At 70.1% G+C, this 15,668-nt stretch carries 14 protein-coding genes; 3 read left to right on the forward strand and 11 right to left on the reverse strand.

The genetic code is table 11. The annotated features are described in order from the left end of the window. Positions 1-66: 66 nt before the first annotated feature. The 10 genes from BN940_RS11965 to alr form a co-directional block, all read right to left on the reverse strand. Positions 67-2,214, reverse strand: a complete 2,148-nt coding sequence (locus BN940_RS11965; protein WP_052355818.1) for an AAA family ATPase — start codon at positions 2,212-2,214, stop codon at positions 67-69. A 77-nt stretch (positions 2,215-2,291) separates the two neighbouring features. Further along, positions 2,292-3,101: an ABC transporter permease subunit gene (locus tag BN940_RS11970; RefSeq protein WP_043683353.1), complete on the reverse strand. Its 810-nt coding sequence runs from the start codon at positions 3,099-3,101 to the stop codon at positions 2,292-2,294. Next, complete coding sequence (locus BN940_RS11975) at positions 3,098-4,003, reverse strand: ABC transporter permease subunit (RefSeq protein WP_043683356.1); 906 nt, start codon at positions 4,001-4,003, stop codon at positions 3,098-3,100. Before BN940_RS11975 ends, BN940_RS11970 begins: the two co-directional genes overlap by 4 nt. Before the next feature lie 44 nt (positions 4,004-4,047). Further along, a complete protein-coding gene (locus BN940_RS11980) occupies positions 4,048-5,172 on the reverse strand; it encodes an ABC transporter ATP-binding protein (RefSeq protein ID WP_043683358.1) in 1,125 nt (374 codons plus the stop codon). A 5-nt stretch (positions 5,173-5,177) separates the two neighbouring features. Beyond that, positions 5,178-6,275 carry a polyamine ABC transporter substrate-binding protein gene (locus BN940_RS11985; RefSeq protein WP_043683360.1) on the reverse strand — a complete coding sequence of 366 codons (1,098 nt, stop codon included), beginning with the start codon at positions 6,273-6,275 and terminating at the stop codon, positions 5,178-5,180. An 11-nt stretch (positions 6,276-6,286) separates the two neighbouring features. After that, on the reverse strand, positions 6,287-6,988 hold the full coding sequence (locus BN940_RS11990; RefSeq protein WP_052355819.1) for a 3-deoxy-D-manno-octulosonic acid kinase: 702 nt from the start codon (positions 6,986-6,988) through the stop codon (positions 6,287-6,289). Between the two features lie 130 nt (positions 6,989-7,118). Beyond that, on the reverse strand, positions 7,119-7,895 hold the full coding sequence (locus BN940_RS11995; RefSeq protein ID WP_043683362.1) for a sulfite exporter TauE/SafE family protein: 777 nt from the start codon (positions 7,893-7,895) through the stop codon (positions 7,119-7,121). Between the two features lie 10 nt (positions 7,896-7,905). Then, complete coding sequence (gene radA / locus BN940_RS12000; RefSeq protein ID WP_043683364.1) at positions 7,906-9,264, reverse strand: DNA repair protein RadA; 1,359 nt, start codon at positions 9,262-9,264, stop codon at positions 7,906-7,908. Next, positions 9,264-9,980, reverse strand: coding sequence for an SDR family oxidoreductase (locus BN940_RS12005; RefSeq protein WP_043683367.1), 717 nt, complete (start codon positions 9,978-9,980; stop codon positions 9,264-9,266). The genes radA and BN940_RS12005 overlap by 1 nt, the downstream gene beginning before the upstream one ends. 25 nt (positions 9,981-10,005) lie before the next feature. After that, on the reverse strand, positions 10,006-11,121 hold the full coding sequence (gene alr / locus BN940_RS12010) for an alanine racemase (RefSeq protein ID WP_043683370.1): 1,116 nt from the start codon (positions 11,119-11,121) through the stop codon (positions 10,006-10,008). Positions 11,122-11,267: 146 nt separating this feature from the next. Between alr and hpnC the strand changes: the two genes are divergently transcribed. The 3 genes from hpnC (at position 11,268) to hpnE (ending at position 14,453) form a co-directional block, all read left to right on the forward strand. Beyond that, on the forward strand, positions 11,268-12,167 hold the full coding sequence (gene hpnC, locus BN940_RS12015) for a squalene synthase HpnC (protein ID WP_043683373.1): 900 nt from the start codon (positions 11,268-11,270) through the stop codon (positions 12,165-12,167). A 32-nt stretch (positions 12,168-12,199) separates the two neighbouring features. After that, positions 12,200-13,063, forward strand: coding sequence for a presqualene diphosphate synthase HpnD (hpnD, locus tag BN940_RS12020; RefSeq protein ID WP_043683376.1), 864 nt, complete (start codon positions 12,200-12,202; stop codon positions 13,061-13,063). 82 nt (positions 13,064-13,145) lie between these two features. Beyond that, positions 13,146-14,453 (forward strand): hydroxysqualene dehydroxylase HpnE, encoded by a 1,308-nt coding sequence (gene hpnE, locus BN940_RS12025; RefSeq protein ID WP_043683379.1) that lies wholly within the window; start codon positions 13,146-13,148, stop codon positions 14,451-14,453. 42 nt (positions 14,454-14,495) lie between these two features. Here the strand turns inward: hpnE and BN940_RS12030 are convergent, their stop codons facing one another. Next, a complete protein-coding gene (locus BN940_RS12030; RefSeq protein WP_043683381.1) occupies positions 14,496-15,617 on the reverse strand; it encodes an ornithine cyclodeaminase in 1,122 nt (373 codons plus the stop codon). Positions 15,618-15,668: the final 51 nt, after the last annotated feature.

Raw genomic sequence — 15,668 nt, forward strand, 5'->3', positions numbered from 1 at the left:
CTTGTCAAGCGACATCAGGAATCGCCCCCTGATAATTATCGATATCAAACACAAACGACAAGTTCTTCAAACAAACCCAATCCCCCTCTTCCCGGCATCCGGCTTCAAATCCATCTCCATCCGCAAAGCCCCCAACACCCCCACATGATCCGCAAAGGGCTTGAACCGGTGCTGACGCGCGATGACGGCGAAATCCCCCGGAGCCAGCATGCGCATTCCATCCAGCACCCGCCAGACGGACTCGCTCGGTTCCAGCAAACCCATCGCCTTGCTGTGCCGCTGATACAAGGCCCGTGCCTGCTCCGGCCTCAGATAATGAAACCGGACCTTCAGGTCGAACCGGCGCAATGCCGCCTCATCCAGGTTGTCCATCAGATTGGTGGAGGCGATGAAAATCCCGGTGAAGGATTCCATTTGCGTCAGCATTTCATTGACCTGGGTGATTTCCCAGGACCGGCTGGCCCCCCGGCGGTCCTGCAGGAAACTGTCGACCTCGTCGATCAGCAGGATCGCACCGTCCCGCTGGGCGGACTCGAAGGCCTCGGCGATCTGTTTTTCGCTTTGACCCACCCACATGGACAGCAGATCGGACGCGCGGCGTACCAGCAGCGGCTTGTCCAGTTCGCGCGCCAGCCACTGCGCCCAGGCGGTCTTGCCGGTGCCGGGCGGGCCGTACAGGCACAGGCGCGCGGATTCCACACGCGCCAGCCCCTGGACCAGGGACGGCAGGTCGGCATCCGCGCAGGACAATGCGGGGTCGTAGGTGTCGGGCAGATCGGCGGCTGACGCCCGCAGCAGCGCATCCTGGCCACAGGCTTTCAATGTGCCGCCGATCAGACGCTCGATGACCGCGCCGGTGTCGGCGTGCGCGGCAGCGCCCGCCGGATCGGATTGCGCCAGATGCACGACATCAACAGCCCGAGTCAACAAGGCCGGCGGCAACTGTTCGATGGCGGACAGGCGCGCCTTGGCGCGCGGCGTCAGCAGGTCCCCGACGGCGGATTCGATCAGTTCCGCCCGCTGACGGCGTGCGGGCACGGGGATTTCGATGACCAGATCGAAGCGGCGCAGGTAGGCCGGATCGATACAGGACACCGAATTGCTGATCCAAAGGGTCGGGACGGGGTTTTCCTCCAGCAGGCGATTGACCCAGGCCTTGCTGATCTGCATATGGGCACTGCCACGGGACACCAGGAATCGGCCCGCCCCCGCAAACACGTCTTCGGCTTCGTCGAACACCAGCACGGGCCGGGGGCTGCGTGCGAATACGCACTGTGCGGTCCGGTAGGCGCGCAGACGCTTGTCGCCGCCAATGGCGTCACCGTCCTCGTCCTCGATGCAGACCTCGAAGGGCGATGCGTCCAGCATCTGGGCCAGCAGGCGGGACAACTGGGTCTTGCCGGTGCCCGGGCGGCCATGCAGCAAGACATTCACGCCGGGACGTCGGTGCGCCAGGGCCTGGCGCAGATAGGGAATCAGGGTGTCCAGCCAGGGCTGCACGTGAACATAGTCGTTCAATGACAGTTCCGGTGCGGGCGGCATGGACACGACACCTTCCAGCAACTCGACAGGTTCCGCATCGCGCGAGATCAGCGTGGCGGCAAACTGATCCGAGACGAACGAGAAAGCGCTTTTGTTGTATTTGGAGCCGACGGACCAGAAGATGCTCAGGAGGCCACTGCGGACCAGGCGTCCTTTGGAAGACAGCGCGGCCTGGATATCGGCCGGCGCGTGCTCCAGCAAGGAGCCCAGGACACGATACATGCGGCTCGGACTCAGGGCATTGCCCAGCAATTCCATGGTTTCGCCCAGCAGCGAGTTATTGGCCAGCAATGCCGTGAATTCCAGGATGGTCCGCTCGGCCGCGGTCAGCCCCATCAAGGGCGCCAGGCGATCCAGGTTGCGACGCAGAGGACTGTCGTCCTCGTCCTGCTCGGCCTGTTCTTGCTCAGCCGCCTCATGCTGTTCGCGCAGCAACCGCAAGACAGTCCTGGGGTCGAAGTCCTCTTCGTCCATATCGACCCAGTCATCCAGGCCCAGAGCACGCGCGATGTCATCGTCATAAAGGCGGTCCTTGTCGATGAATTTGCGATGGCCCTGCAAGGGCACCAGGATGCGCAGCATCCAGAGGTGCGTCTGACGATCCAGGGAACGCTCCGGACGGGCGCTCCCGTTCTTGATCCGGCTTTTTTTGGGGCTGGCGATACGCGACATGAAAAGCTCCTGTGATGAGCTTTCATTGTCCGCATGCGGGCGACAGAATATGTCGCCATCAGAGGGCCGTCAGCCCCCTACCCCGCCCGCTTCGCCGCCTGGATCTGCATGCGGTTGACCGCCACCACGACGATCCCCACGGCGACCATGAACAGGGTCGCCAGGGCGTTGATCTCGGGTTTCAGGCCCAGGCGCACGCGGGAAAAGACTTCCAGCGGCAGGGTCGTGTAGCCCGGGCCGGACAGGAAGGATGCCACCACCACGTCGTCCAGCGACAGGGTGAAGGACAGCAGCCACGCGGCCAGCAGGGCCGGGGCGATCAGGGGCAGCGTGATCTGGAAGAACACCCGCAGCGGCGAGGCGCCCAGGTCCAGGGCGGCCTCTTCCAGCGAGCGGTCCAGGTCGCGCACGCGCGACTGGATGATGACGGCGACGTAGGCCGTGCACAGGGTCACGTGGCCCACCCAGATGGTGAACATGCCGTTGCCGTCGGGCCAGCCGAACACCTTGGACATTTCCACGAACATCAGCAGCAGCGAAATGCCCAGCACGACCTCGGGCATGACCAGCGGGGCGCTGAGCATGCCGATGTACAGGCCGAAGCCGCGGAACCGCCCCATGCGCGCCAGCACGTAGCCGGCCCAGGTGCCGACCGCCACCGCCGCGGTGGCGGTCAGGGTGGCGATGGCGAGCGAGAGCTTCGCCGCCGACAGCAGCGCCTGGTCCTGGAACAGTTCCGCGTACCAGCGCAGCGAGAAGCCCGACCACGAGGTCATCAGCGTGGAGTCGTTGAAGGAGAACACCATCAGGCACGCGATGGGCACGTACAGGAAGCCGTAGCCGACCACCAGCGTGAGGAAGCGGAACCAGCCGCCGCCGCGCTTCATGTCCGCGCTCCCAGCTGGCGGGCCTGGTTGTACTGGAAGATGGACAGGGGCACGAGCAGCAGCAGGACCATCACGCAGGTGACGGCCGCCGCCATCGGCCAGTCGGCGTTGTTGAAGAATTCGTTCCACATCACGCGCCCCATCATCAGGGTGTTGGCCCCGCCCAGCATTTCAGGGATGACGTATTCGCCCACCGACGGAATGAACACCAGCATGGCGCCCGCCACCACGCCGGGCATGGACAGCGGCAGCGTGATCCGCAGGAAGGCGCTCCAGGGCCGCGCGCCCAGGTCGTAGGCGGCTTCCAGCAGGCGGTAGTCCAGCTTCACCAGGTTGGCGTACAGCGGCAGGATGAAGAACGGCAGGTAGGCGTAGACCAGGCCGATGTAGACGGCCAGGTCGGTGCGGTAGATTTCCAGCGGCGCGTCGATCAGCCCCAGGCCCATCAGCAGGTGGTTCAGCAGCCCGTCGTTGCGCAGGATGCCGACCCAGGCATAGACGCGCAGCAACAGCGAGGTCCAGAATGGCAGGATCACGCCCAGCAGCAGCAGGTTGCGGATCTCCGGCCGCGCGCGGGCGATGTGGTAGGCCATGGGATAGCCGATCAGCGCGCAGCAGACGGTGGTGACCAGGGCCATCTTCACCGAGTTCAGGTACACGGCGGCGTACAGGCTGTCGGTGAACAGCAGCACGTAGCCGCGCAGGTGCAGCGCCAGCGTCAGGGTCTGGTCCTGCAGGGTGGCGATGGGCGTGTAGGGCGGGATGCCGAACTGCAGGTCGGAAAAGCTGATCTTCAGCACCAGCAGGAAGGGCACCAGCAGGAACAGCGCCAGCCAGGCGTAGGGCACGCCGATGGCGAACTGCCGGGCGCTGGGGCGGTGGCCGGGAATTTTCAGGTGCATCGGCGGCTCCGGATGCGGGGGGCGGTGAAGGCGGCGGGCCGGCGTCAGGACGCCAGCACGGTCCCGGCGTCGTGGGACCAGGTGACGTAGACTTCCTCGTCCACGCCGGGCGCGTCGGACTGGCTCCAGTCCAGGCTGGGCACGCTGGCCTCGATGGTCTGGCCGGCGTCCAGGCGGATCTGGTAGCGGGCATAGCTGCCCATCCAGGCGACGTGCGACACCATGCCGTGGCCCCAGTTGGATTCGGCCTCGGGGACCTGGCGGCCGACGCGGATCTGCTCGGGTCGGATGGAGACGTGGACTTCCATGCCCAGGGGCTCGCTGATGCCGTGGCTGACGTACAGCGGGCGCGACAGCGCGTCGGTCTCGATCAGCACGTGGTCGGGCTCGTCCACCACGATGGTGCCGGTGAAGAGATTGGTCGATCCGATGAAGCCGGCGACGAAGCGGGAACTGGGAAAGGTGTAGACGTCGTGCGGCGTGCCGCACTGGACGATCTGGCCTTCGGTCATGACGGCCAGGCGGCTGGCCATGGTCATGGCCTCTTCCTGGTCGTGGGTGACCATGATGCAGGTGACGCCGACCTGGCCCAGGATCTTCACCAGCTCGATCTGGGTGGCCTGGCGGATCTGCTTGTCCAGCGCCGACATGGGCTCGTCGAGCAGCAGCAGCTTGGGCCGCTTGACCAGGCTGCGCGCCAGCGCCACGCGCTGCTGCTGGCCGCCGGAGAGCTGGTGCGGGCGGCGGCGCGCGTAGCCGGCCATCTGCACCAGGTCCAGGGCCTCGAACACGCGTTCGTGGATCTCCTGGCGCGGCACGCCTTCCTGCTTCAGGCCGAAGGCCACGTTGGCCTCGACCGACATGTGCGGGAACAGGGCGTAGGACTGGAACATCATGTTGACCGGCCGCCGGTGCGGCGGCAGGGCCGTGATGTCCTCGTCGTCCAGGATGATGCGCCCGGAGGTGGGCTCCTCAAAGCCCGCCAGCATGCGCAACAGGGTCGATTTGCCACAGCCCGAGCTGCCCAGCAGGGCGAAGATCTCGTGGCGCCGCACCGACAGGGAGACGGACTTCACGGCCACCGTGTCGCCGAAGATCTTGACGACGTCGTCCATGCGCACGAAGTCGTCGGCCTCGCCCTGGCGAGGCATGCCGCGCGGATCCTGCATCGCCGTCAGCGCCCGGTCTTGAGCTGCGCCCACATCTGCGTCTGCAGGCGCAGGATGTTCAGGGGCTGCGGCTTGATGACGAACAGGGTGCGCGAGACCTCGGGCGAGGGGTAGATCATGGGGTTGCTCGCGACTTCCTCGACCACGTACTTGCGCGCCTCCTTGTTGGCGTTGGGGTAGTACATGGTGTTGGTGATGGCCGCGTGCACCTGCGGCGTCTCGATGTAGTTGATGAAGGCGTGCGCCTCGTCCACGTGCTCGGCGCTCTTGGGGATGGCCATGGTGTCGAACCAGACCGGCGCCCCGCCGTCGGGGATGACGTAGTCGATGGCGTAGGACTTCTTGGCTTCCTTCGCGCGCGACGAGGCGATCATCACGTCGCCCGAGAAGCCGTAGACCATGCACAGGCCGCCCGAGGCCAGCTCGTCGATGTAGCCCGAGGAGCTGAACTGGCGCACGTAGGGCCGGATGGTCTTCAGCAGGGCCAGCGCGGCCTCGTAGTCCTTGGGATCGCTGCTGTTGGGATCCTTGCCCAGGTAGTGCAGCGCGGCCGGGAAGACCTGCGCGGCCTCGTCCAGGATGGAGATGCCGCAGGACTGCAGCTTGGCCGCGTTTTCCGGCTTGAACAGCATGTCCCAGGAATTCAGGGGCGCGTCCTGGCCCATGAGCTCGCGCACCTGGGTGACGTTGTAGCCCAGGCCGTTGGTGCCGTAGCCCCAGGGGATCAGGTACTGGTTGCCGGGATCGACGGTGGCCACCAGGGCCATCAGGTCGGGGTCCAGGTACTGCCAGTTGGGGATCTTGGAGCGGTCCAGCTTCTGGAACAGGCCGCCCTGGATCTGGCGGGCGGCATAGTGCGTGGACGGCACGACCACGTCGTAGCCCGACTTGCCCGTCAGCAGCTTGGCCTGCAGCGTGTCGTTGGTGTCGTAGACGTCGTAGCGGATCTTGATGCCGGTGGCCTTCTCGAAACCGGAGAGGGTGTCGGGCGCGGTGTATTCGGCCCAGTTGTAGACGTTGACGACGCGATCCTGTGCGGACGCCGGAACCGCGGCGATCAGCGCGGCGGCGGCCAACAGGGTGTGTACGGTGCCGATTTTCATGGCATGGGCCCCTAGCATGGAGGAAAACAACGGGATAACGCATCCCACCACTGCGCTCCGCGCGCGCCGGCTACCTTAACCAAAGACCGACGCAGGCGCAACCGGTTTTTTTCCGCCTGTCCCGGGGATACCACACCCAGACGCGCGCGGTCGAAGTCGATCAGCCAGACTTGATCGTCGGCGTCGAACAGGATGTTGTAGGCGTTCAGGTCCGCGTGCCAGACGCCGGCCGCGTGCATGGCGGCGATGGCCTGTGCGACGGCGGCGGGATCGGCCCGGTCCAGGCGGCCCGCCAAGGCCTGCGCGCCCGCGATCCGGGCGATCAGGATGGCGTTGCGGTAGAACGGGGAAGCGCCCGGGCGCCAGTAGGCCGCGCCCAGCGGTTCGGGCACGCGCAGGCCGGCCCGGCGCAGATGGTCCAGCACCCGGACTTCGGCATAGGCCCGCACCCGGGATGCGCCCAGCCACAGGTAGGATTCGCGGCCGCCCAGCCGGGCGCGCAGGCCGCCGCGCCGGTAGTGGCGCAGGACGGCGGGGCCGTGGACGCCGTCGACGAACCAGGCGGCCTGGCGGCCGCCCTCGCCCACCGGCGCGGCATCGGGCCGGTGGGCGTCGAACCAGCCCGCATCGGCCTGGCCGGCGAAGCGCGCGGGCACGCAGAAGGCGCCGCCTGGGAAACGATGCGCTGCCCAGCCCGGTGGAGTGCAATTCATCGTTCATCTCTCCTTGGATTTGATCGGCATGGCCCGTCTCGACATGAAGCATCCCCCCACCTCGTGCCTTGCAAGGCACTCGGATTCGGCAGGCACAGGACAGTCCGCAGGGACTGTCCTGTGTCCTGCCTCATCCCCGCATCAGCAATAGTCCCATGATGACCAGCAGCATGCAGGCGAAGATCAGCTTCAGGCGCGCCTCGGGCAGCGCATAGGCCAGGCGCACGCCGTAAGGCACGCACAGCAGGCTGCCGGCCGCCAGGGGAATGCCCACCAGCCCATGCGCCTGGCCGTGCCAGGCGTAGGTGGCCAGGGCCACGCAGGTGCCCGGTACGATCATCGCCAGCGCCACCGCCTGGGCCGAGGTCTGGCGCAGGTGGAAGAACGCGGTCAGGAACGGCACCGCCAGCACCGCGCCGCCCACGCCGAAGATCCCGCCGGTCAGCCCGGCGAAGACGCCGACGCAGAAATACCAGCGCTTGCGCACCTGGCCGACCTCGCGGTAGAAGGCGGCCGGGCGGGGCCGGGCGCGGCGCCCCAGGCTCTCGCGGAAATAGAACAGCGCGATCAGGAACACGAAGCCGGCGTAGATGCGGCGCAGCAGCCAGGGGTCCAGGCCCAGGGCGATCCGCGCGCCGATCCAGGTGCACAGGATCGAGCTGCACGCCCCCGCCGCCGCCGAGCGCCAGTCGATGGGCGCGTGCTGATGGTATTTGCGCAGGGTGAGCAGAATGGCCGGCAGCACCATGATCAGCGCCGTCCCCTGGGCGGCCTGCTGCTCGTAGCCCAGGACCAGCCCCAGCAGCGGGATTGCGAACAGGCCGCCGCCGATGCCCAGCACCCCGCCGGAGAACCCGATCAGGCCGCCCGCCGCGAGGCAGGCGGGAATCAGCCAGAGCCCGTCCATCGCGCGCCTTTCAGGACAGCACGCCGAGCACGTCCTCGACGCGGTCGACGGCCTGGATGCGCAGGCCCTCGATGGGCTGGCGCGGCAGATTGGCGCGCGGCACGACGGCCAGGCCGAAGCCCAGCTTGGCGGCCTCGCGCAGGCGTTCCTGGCCGCGCGGGGCCGGACGGATCTCGCCCGCCAGGCCGATCTCGCCGAAGGCCAGCAGGCCGGCCGGCAGCGGCCGGTCGCGCATGGACGACAGGATCGCCAGGGCCACGGCCAGGTCGGCGGCCGGCTCCATGATGCGCACGCCGCCCACGGCGTTGACGAAGACGTCCTGATCGTAGGTGGCGATCCCCGCGTGGCGGTGCAGCACGGCCAGCAGCATGGCCAGGCGGCTGCTTTCCAGGCCCACGGACAGGCGGCGCGGATTGGGCACGTGGGCCGTGTCCACCAGGGCCTGGACTTCGACCAGCAGCGGACGGGTGCCTTCCTGGGTGGCCATGACGCAGGAGCCGGCGACCTCGCGCGAGTGTCCCGCCAGGAACAGCGCGGACGGATTGCTCACCCCGCGCAGGCCTCGGTCGGTCATGGCGAACACGCCCAGTTCGTTGACGGCGCCGAAGCGGTTCTTGATGGCCCGCACCAGGCGGAACGAGGAATGGGTGTCGCCCTCGAAGTACAGGACGGTGTCGACGATGTGCTCCAGCACGCGCGGGCCGGCCAGCGCGCCGTCCTTGGTGACGTGGCCGATCAGGATCAGGGTGACACCGGTCTGCTTGGCGATGCGGGTGAGCTGGGCGGCGCATTCGCGCACCTGCGACACTGAGCCGGGCGCGGCGGTCAGCTCGCCGGAATAGAGGGTCTGGATGGAATCGATGACGGCCACGCCGGGCCGGCGCTCGACCAGGGCCTGGGTGATCTGCTCCAGGCGGATCTCCGCCAGCAGGTCCACGCCGTCGCCCGACACGCCCAGGCGCTGGGCGCGCAGGGCGACCTGCTCGGAGGATTCCTCGCCCGTGACGTAGAGCACCGGGCCGCGTTCGGACAGGCTGGCCAGCGCCTGCAGCAGCAGGGTCGATTTGCCGATCCCCGGGTCGCCGCCGATCAGCACCACCGCGCCGGCCACCAGACCGCCGCCCAGCACGCGGTCGAATTCCTCGATGCCGGTGGGGTTGCGGGCCTGCTCGCGCGCCTCGATGTCGGACAGGCGGCGCACCGGAGTGGAGGCGGCCAGCGGCGCGTAGCGGTGGCCGGAGGATCCCGCCGGCGATTCGCGGGTTTCCTGCAGCGTGTTCCAGGCGCCGCAATGCGGGCAGCGGCCTTCCCACTTGGCGGAGGTGCCGCCGCAGTCCGAGCAGAGGAACAGGGTGCGCGCCTTGGCCATCAGCGGCCCGCCAGGCTGCCGCCGCCGTCCACGCCGATTTCCTGGCCGGTGATGAAGGCCGCCCCGTCGCCCAGCAGGAACACCACGGCGGCCGCGACCTCGTCGGCCTGGGCCAGGCGCCCCATGGGGATGGTGGCAAGCACGGCTTTTTCGGCATCGCTGCCGACCGGGCATTCGGCGCGGAACAGGCCGGTTTCCACCGGCCCGGGCGAGACCGCGTTGACCGTGACGCCGTAGGGCGCCAATTCCAGCGCCCAGGTGCGGGTACAGCCCAGCAGCGCGCTCTTGGCCGCCGCATAGCTGGTGTGCCCGGCCTGGCCATGCACCACGCGCCCGCACAGATTGACGATGCGGCCGGACTTGCGCGCCTTCATGCCCGGCACGAAGGTCTGCACCGCCTGGACGGCCACGCGCACGTTCAGGTCGAAGGCCTGGTAGAGCGAGGCCAGATCGACCTCGCCCAGAGGTTCGGGCATCGCGGGCCCGACGCAGTTCACCACCGCGTCGACCGGGTACTTTTCGCGGATGACGCGCAGCAGTTCCTCGGTCTCGCCGGCGTTGGCCAGGTCGCAAGCGTACAGGTAGCCGGGAAAATCGATGTCGGCCACGTGCCGCGCCAGGCCGACGACGTGACAGCCCTGGTCGGCCAGGCGCTGGCTGACGGCCCAGCCGATGCCCTTGGTGGCGCCGGTGACGAGCACACAACTGTTTTTCATGAAGCATTCCTCCGCAGGCGGGGATTCACAGGACGCGGCGCGGCACCCGGGGCGTCACGGCGGTGAGCAGTTCGTAGCCGATGGTGCCGCAGGCGGCGGCGACCTCGTCCACCGACGGGCCGCCCTGCCCCCACAGCACGACCGGAGCGCCCACCGCCGCCTCGGGCACGGGGTCCAGGTCCACGGCCAGCATGTCCATGGACACCCGGCCGACCAGGCGGGTGCGCACCCCGTCCACCACGATCGGCGTGCCGGTGGGCGCGTGGCGCGGATAGCCGTCGGCATAGCCGCAGGCGACGATGCCGACCCGCATGTCGCGCGGCGCGCGGAAGGTGTGGCCATAGCCCACCGATTCGCCCGCCGGCACCCGGTGCGCGCCGATCAGCCGGGCGGACAGGGTCATGGCCGGGCGCAGGCCGAAGGCATCGGCCGGCTGGTCGGCGAAGGGCGAGGAGCCGTACAGGCAGATGCCGGGACGCACCCATTGCGGGTCGCCGGCGATGCCCGCCGCCAGCCCGGGCGTCAGGGTGGCGGCGGAATTGCACAGGCTGACCGGGCCGGACAGGCCTTCGGTGGCCCGCAGGAAACAGTCGATCTGGGCCCGCGTGACGGCGGGATCGTCGTCCGCGCGGGCGAAGTGGGTCATCGCGCCGACCTGGCCCAGCACGCCGTCGGCCTGCAGGGCCAGGGCGCGCGCGTGGGCCGCGCGGAATTCGTCCGGCTGGAAGCCCAGCCGGTGCATGCCGGTGTTGAGCTTGACGAAGGCGTCGATCTGCCGGGCGACGGGGCTGGATTCCAGCATGTCGAACTGCTCGGCGCAATGCAGCGCGGCGCCGATGCGGTAATGGACCAGCGTGTCGAGGTCGGCGGGCTCGAAGAAGCCTTCGAGCAGCAGCAACGGCCCGGTCCAGCCCAGCTCGCGGCAGCGCACGGCTTCTTCCAGGTCCAGCATGGCCAGGCCGTCGGCCTCGGCGAAACCGGCCAGGGCGGCCTCGATGCCGTGGCCGTAGCCGCGCGCCTTGATCACCGCCCAGATGAAGGGCGCGGCGCCGGAGGCGTCCCGCCGCAGGCGGCCGGCCACCGTGCTCAGATTGTGGGACAAGGCTTCGGTGTCGATCGTCGCCAGGATCGGGCGCGGCATGTAATCCCCCGGAAAGCGGAAAAGGAGGCGACGGCCCCGGAACCGGGCCGCGCGGGCACTTTGAGAATCAGCCCGTCGGGCCGCGGTTGCATCGAGATGAAAAACCACGGCCGGACAGGCTGTCCGGCTAAGTATACTGCCTCATCATGGCCGTCGATCACTACGAAAATTTCCCCGTCGCGTCCCTGCTGCTGCCCGCCCGGCTGCGCCCTGCGGTGCGCGATCTGTACGCCTTCGCGCGCGGCGCGGACGACATCGCCGACGAGGGCGACGCCCCCGCGCCGGCGCGCCTGGAACGGCTGGAAGCCTGGCGCGCCGCGGTCCGGGACCTGGGTGCCGGGCGGCCGATCCGGGCGCCGCTGTCCGACGGCGACCGCGCGATCTTCGCCCGGCTGGGCGACACCGCCGTGCGCCACCGGCTGCCCGTCCAGCCGCTGCTGGACCTGCTGTCGGCCTTCATCCAGGACCTGAGCGTCACGCGCTACGCCGACGAGCCGGCCCTGCTCGACTACTGCCGCCGCTCCGCCAACCCGGTCGGGCGCCTGATGCTGCACCTGTTCGGCCGCACCGACCCCGCGGACCTGGCCCAGTCCGACGCCCTCTGCACCGGACTGCAGCGGGTCAATTTCTGCCAGGACGTGGCCCTGGACCAGGCCAAGGGCCGCTGCTACATCCCCCTGGACTGCCTGGAACGCCACGGCCTCGACCCCGCCGCCCTGGACGCGCGGTGCGCCGATGCGGCCGCGCCGCCGTCCGACACCTGGCGGGACGCGGTGCGCGAGCAGGCCGCGCAGGCCCGCCGCGCCCTGCTGGCCGGCAGCCCGCTCGCCTGGCGCCTGCCCGGCCGCATCGGCCTGGAACTGCGCCTGGTGGTGCACGGCGGCCTGCGGGTCCTGGAAAAGCTCGCCGCGGGCGGCTACGACCCTTGGCGCAACCGGCCCATCCTGGGCCGCGCCGACGCCTTCCTGCTATGCTGGCGCGCATTCTGTACGCCGCGCCCCCGCGCCGCATCGCCCCATGGCTCCTCTGAATCAGTCGAGCGTTAAGCAGGCGCTGCGGATCGGAGAGAATCCATACCATGACGCCTGACGAATACTGCCAGCAGAAGGCCGCGCGCAGCGGCTCGAGCTTCTACTACGCCTTCCTGTTCCTGCCGCCGGAGCGGCGCCGCGCCATCACGGCGCTGTACGCCTTCTGCCGCGAGGTGGACGACATCGTGGACGAGGTCGGCGAGCCCTCGGTCGCGCGGATGAAGCTCGCCTGGTGGCGCGACCAGGTCGGCCTGATGTTCGACGGCAAGCCCGACCATCCGGTGGCCATCGCCCTGGCGCGGCACGTTCCCGCCTTCGGGCTGCGCCCCGAGCCCTTCTACGCCGTGATCGAAGGCATGGAAATGGACCTGGACCAGTTCCGCTACGCCGACTGGAACGCCCTGCGGGAATACTGCTGGCGGGCCGCCGGCGTGGTCGGCGACCTGTCGGCCGCCATCTTCGGCCACACCGACCCGCGCACCCTGGAATACGCCGAGACCCTGGGCCTGGCCTTCCAGATGACGAACATCATCCGCGACGTGGGCGACGACGCCCGGCGCGGGCGCATCTACCTGCCGGCCGACGACATGGCGCGCCACGGCGTGACGGTGGACGACATCCTCGACGGCCACTACACCGAAGGCTTCCAGGCCCTGATGCGCCAGCAGACCGAACGCGCGCGCGCGCTGTACCGCGACGCCATGCGCGCCCTGCCCGAGGCCGACCGCCGCGCGCAGCGGCCCGGCCTGATGATGGCCGCCATCTACGTCGCCCTGCTCGACGAGATCGAGCGCGACGGCTGGCACGTGCTGAACCAGCGCATCGCGCTGACGCCGATCCGCAAGTTCTGGCTCGCCTGGAAGACCTGGGTCGGCGGCGGCCGGGGGCTGGTGCGCCGTCTGGCGCAATGAGCGCGCCGGGCGGCGCCCCCGCGCGAATTCCCTCTCCGGAAGAAGGCGCGCAGCGCCAGGGGGCCGGCATGAGCGCGCCGCGATGAGCATCGCCGTCGTCGGCGCCGGCTGGGCGGGCCTGGCCGCCGCCGTGCGCCTGCGCCGGGCGGGCCGGGCGGTCCGGGTCTACGAGGCCGCCACCGCGCCGGGCGGCCGGGCGCGGTGGATCGACCATCCCGGACTGGGCCTGCGGATCGACAACGGCCAGCACATCCTGCTGGGCGCCTACAGCGCCACCCTGGCGCTGATGCGGTCCCTGGACGTGGACCCGGCGCGGGCCCTGCTGGCCGGGGACCTGGACCTGCGATCGGCCGACGGCGGCCTGAGGCTGCGGTTCTGGCCGCTGCCCGCGCCCCTGCACCGCCTGGGCGTGCTGCTGGGCAGCCGCGGGCTGGACGGCGGGCGGGGCCGGCGCCACCTGGCCCGCGTGTTCGGCGCGCTGGAGCCGCAGCGCGTCGATCCGTGCGCGACCGTCGCGGACTGGCTGGCCGGCCTCGGCTGCCCGCCGGACCTGATGACGCGCCTGTGGGAGCCCCTGTGCGTGGCCGCCCTGAACACGCCGGCGCGGGCGGCGCAGGCGCGCCTGTTCGTCCGCGTGCTGGCCGACAGCCTGGGCGCGGGGCCGGCCGCCAGCCGCATCCTGATCCCGCGCGACGGCCTGCATGCGCTCTGGCCCGCCCGCGCCTGCGCCCTGCTGGGCGAGGGCCTGCGGCGCCAGCGGGTGCGCGCGATCGCACCCGGCCCGGCGGGCGGCTGGCGGGTGGACGGCGAACCGCACGCAGGCGTCATCCTGGCCGTGCCGGCCGCCGAAGCCCGGCGCCTGCTGGCGCCGCTGCCCGGGGCGGCGGACTTCCTGGACGGCTGGACGGAGCCGGCGCACTCCGCCATCGGCACCCTCACCCTGCGGCTTGCCCGGCCCTGGGATTCGGGCCGGCCCATGCTGCTGCTGCGCGACGAGCCGGCGTGCGACGCCTGGGGCCAGTGGCTGTTCGACCGCAGCGCCAGCGCCCGCGCGCACGCCGAACGCCGGCTGGTCCACGTGGTCATCGGCACGGCGGACCGCTACGCGGGCCGGGATCCGGCGCGCCTCGCGGCCGGCGTCATCGCCCAGATCCGCGCCCAGGCGGCCGCGGGATCGCTCCCGCCGCTGCCGCAGATCGAGGCCCACGCCCTGGTCACCGAGCGGCGCGCGACCTTCGACGCCGTCCCGGGCCTGCGGCGCCCCGGCATGGCCACCCCCTGGCCCGGCCTGCTGCTGGCCGGCGACTGGACCGACACCGGCTATCCGGCCGTGCTGGAAGGCGCGGTGCGCAGCGGGCTGGCGGCGGCCGACGGCATCCTCGCCGCCTGAGACCGGCCGGCGCGCGGCGCCCGCGGCCTCACCGACGCGCCGTCACGAGACCAGCGCGGGCCGGCTCTGCGGTTCGCCCCTCTGCTCGCCCCTTTGCTCGCCCCGAAGTTCGCCCTGCAGCCAGCCGTACAGGTCGCGCGGATCCGCCTGCCCCGGCGTGACCTCCACCCAGGTACCCACCTGGTGGGCCTCCGCCTGGGCCTGCAGGAAGCGCAGCGCGGAATAGTCCTCCAGCGCGAACCCGACCGAGTCGAACAGCGTCACCTGGTCCGCCCGCGTCCGCCCCGGCGCGTCGCCCGCCAGGACGCGCCACAGTTCGGTCACGGGGAAATCGGCCGGCATCTGCTGGATCTCGCCTTCCTTGCGCGTCTGGGGCGGGAATTCGACGAAGACCTCGGCCCGGCGCAGGATCGCCGGATCCAGCTCGGTCTTGCCGGGGCAGTCGCCGCCCACGGCATTCAGGTGCATGCCCGGCTCGATCAGGGCGTCGTCCAGCACCTGCGCCCGGCCCTGGAAGGCCGTCACGGTGGTGACGATGTCCGCGCCCCGCACGGCTTCGGCCACCGAATCGCAGAGCCGCACGGACAGCGGCCGCCCGGGCAGTTCGGCCGCCGCCAGATTGCGCGCCAGGCGCTCGGAGGCGCGGCGGTCCAGGTCGTGGAGACGCAGTTCGCGCACGCCCAGCAGGGTGGCGAAGGCCAGCGCCTGGAAGTCGCTCTGCGCCCCGTTGCCGATCAGCGCCATCGAATGGCTGTCGCGCCGCGCCAGGACCTGCGCGGCCAGGGCCGACATCGCGGCCGTGCGCAGCGCCGTGGTCAGGGTCAGCTCGCTCAGCAGGCGGATCATGCCGGTGTCGCAATCCAGCAGCGCGCCCATCGCCATGACGGTGGGCAGGCCGTGGCGCCCGTTGCCCGGGTGGCCGTTGACGCATTTGAAGCTGTAATGCGTGCCGTCGGTGATGGGCATCAATTCGATGGTGCCCTGCTCGGAATAGGCGGCGATGCGGGCTTCCTTGTCGAACTCGGGCCAGCGCAGGTAATCGGCCCGCAGCGTGCCGGCCAGGCCCCGCAGGCAGGCGGGCAGGCCCAGCACGCCGATCAGCCGGGCGACGTCGTGGGTGTCCAGGAACAGGGTGCGGGGCAGCACCGGAGCGGGGGCGTGCATGGCGTGTCTCCTTGGGATGTGATGTTCTGCATGCAGTGTGGCCCAAGGGTA

Source organism: Castellaniella defragrans 65Phen, from assembly GCF_000612685.1.
In the GTDB taxonomy this organism is placed as follows: domain Bacteria; phylum Pseudomonadota; class Gammaproteobacteria; order Burkholderiales; family Burkholderiaceae_B; genus Castellaniella; species Castellaniella defragrans.

What these genes read in the sequence shown, in the direction of transcription:
- BN940_RS11965 (WP_052355818.1), bottom strand. Translation starts at nt 2,214, where the DNA reads ATGTCGCGTATCGCCAGCCCCAAAAAAAGCCGGATCAAGAACGGGAGC.
- BN940_RS11970 (WP_043683353.1), bottom strand. Translation starts at nt 3,101, where the DNA reads ATGAAGCGCGGCGGCGGCTGGTTCCGCTTCCTCACGCTGGTGGTCGGC.
- BN940_RS11975 (WP_043683356.1), bottom strand. Translation starts at nt 4,003, where the DNA reads ATGCACCTGAAAATTCCCGGCCACCGCCCCAGCGCCCGGCAGTTCGCC.
- BN940_RS11980 (WP_043683358.1), bottom strand. Translation starts at nt 5,172, where the DNA reads ATGCAGGATCCGCGCGGCATGCCTCGCCAGGGCGAGGCCGACGACTTC.
- BN940_RS11985 (WP_043683360.1), bottom strand. Translation starts at nt 6,275, where the DNA reads ATGAAAATCGGCACCGTACACACCCTGTTGGCCGCCGCCGCGCTGATC.
- BN940_RS11990 (WP_052355819.1), bottom strand. Translation starts at nt 6,988, where the DNA reads ATGAATTGCACTCCACCGGGCTGGGCAGCGCATCGTTTCCCAGGCGGC.
- BN940_RS11995 (WP_043683362.1), bottom strand. Translation starts at nt 7,895, where the DNA reads ATGGACGGGCTCTGGCTGATTCCCGCCTGCCTCGCGGCGGGCGGCCTG.
- radA (WP_043683364.1), bottom strand. Translation starts at nt 9,264, where the DNA reads ATGGCCAAGGCGCGCACCCTGTTCCTCTGCTCGGACTGCGGCGGCACC.
- BN940_RS12005 (WP_043683367.1), bottom strand. Translation starts at nt 9,980, where the DNA reads ATGAAAAACAGTTGTGTGCTCGTCACCGGCGCCACCAAGGGCATCGGC.
- alr (WP_043683370.1), bottom strand. Translation starts at nt 11,121, where the DNA reads ATGCCGCGCCCGATCCTGGCGACGATCGACACCGAAGCCTTGTCCCAC.
- hpnC (WP_043683373.1), top strand. Translation starts at nt 11,268, where the DNA reads ATGGCCGTCGATCACTACGAAAATTTCCCCGTCGCGTCCCTGCTGCTG.
- hpnD (WP_043683376.1), top strand. Translation starts at nt 12,200, where the DNA reads ATGACGCCTGACGAATACTGCCAGCAGAAGGCCGCGCGCAGCGGCTCG.
- hpnE (WP_043683379.1), top strand. Translation starts at nt 13,146, where the DNA reads ATGAGCATCGCCGTCGTCGGCGCCGGCTGGGCGGGCCTGGCCGCCGCC.
- BN940_RS12030 (WP_043683381.1), bottom strand. Translation starts at nt 15,617, where the DNA reads ATGCACGCCCCCGCTCCGGTGCTGCCCCGCACCCTGTTCCTGGACACC.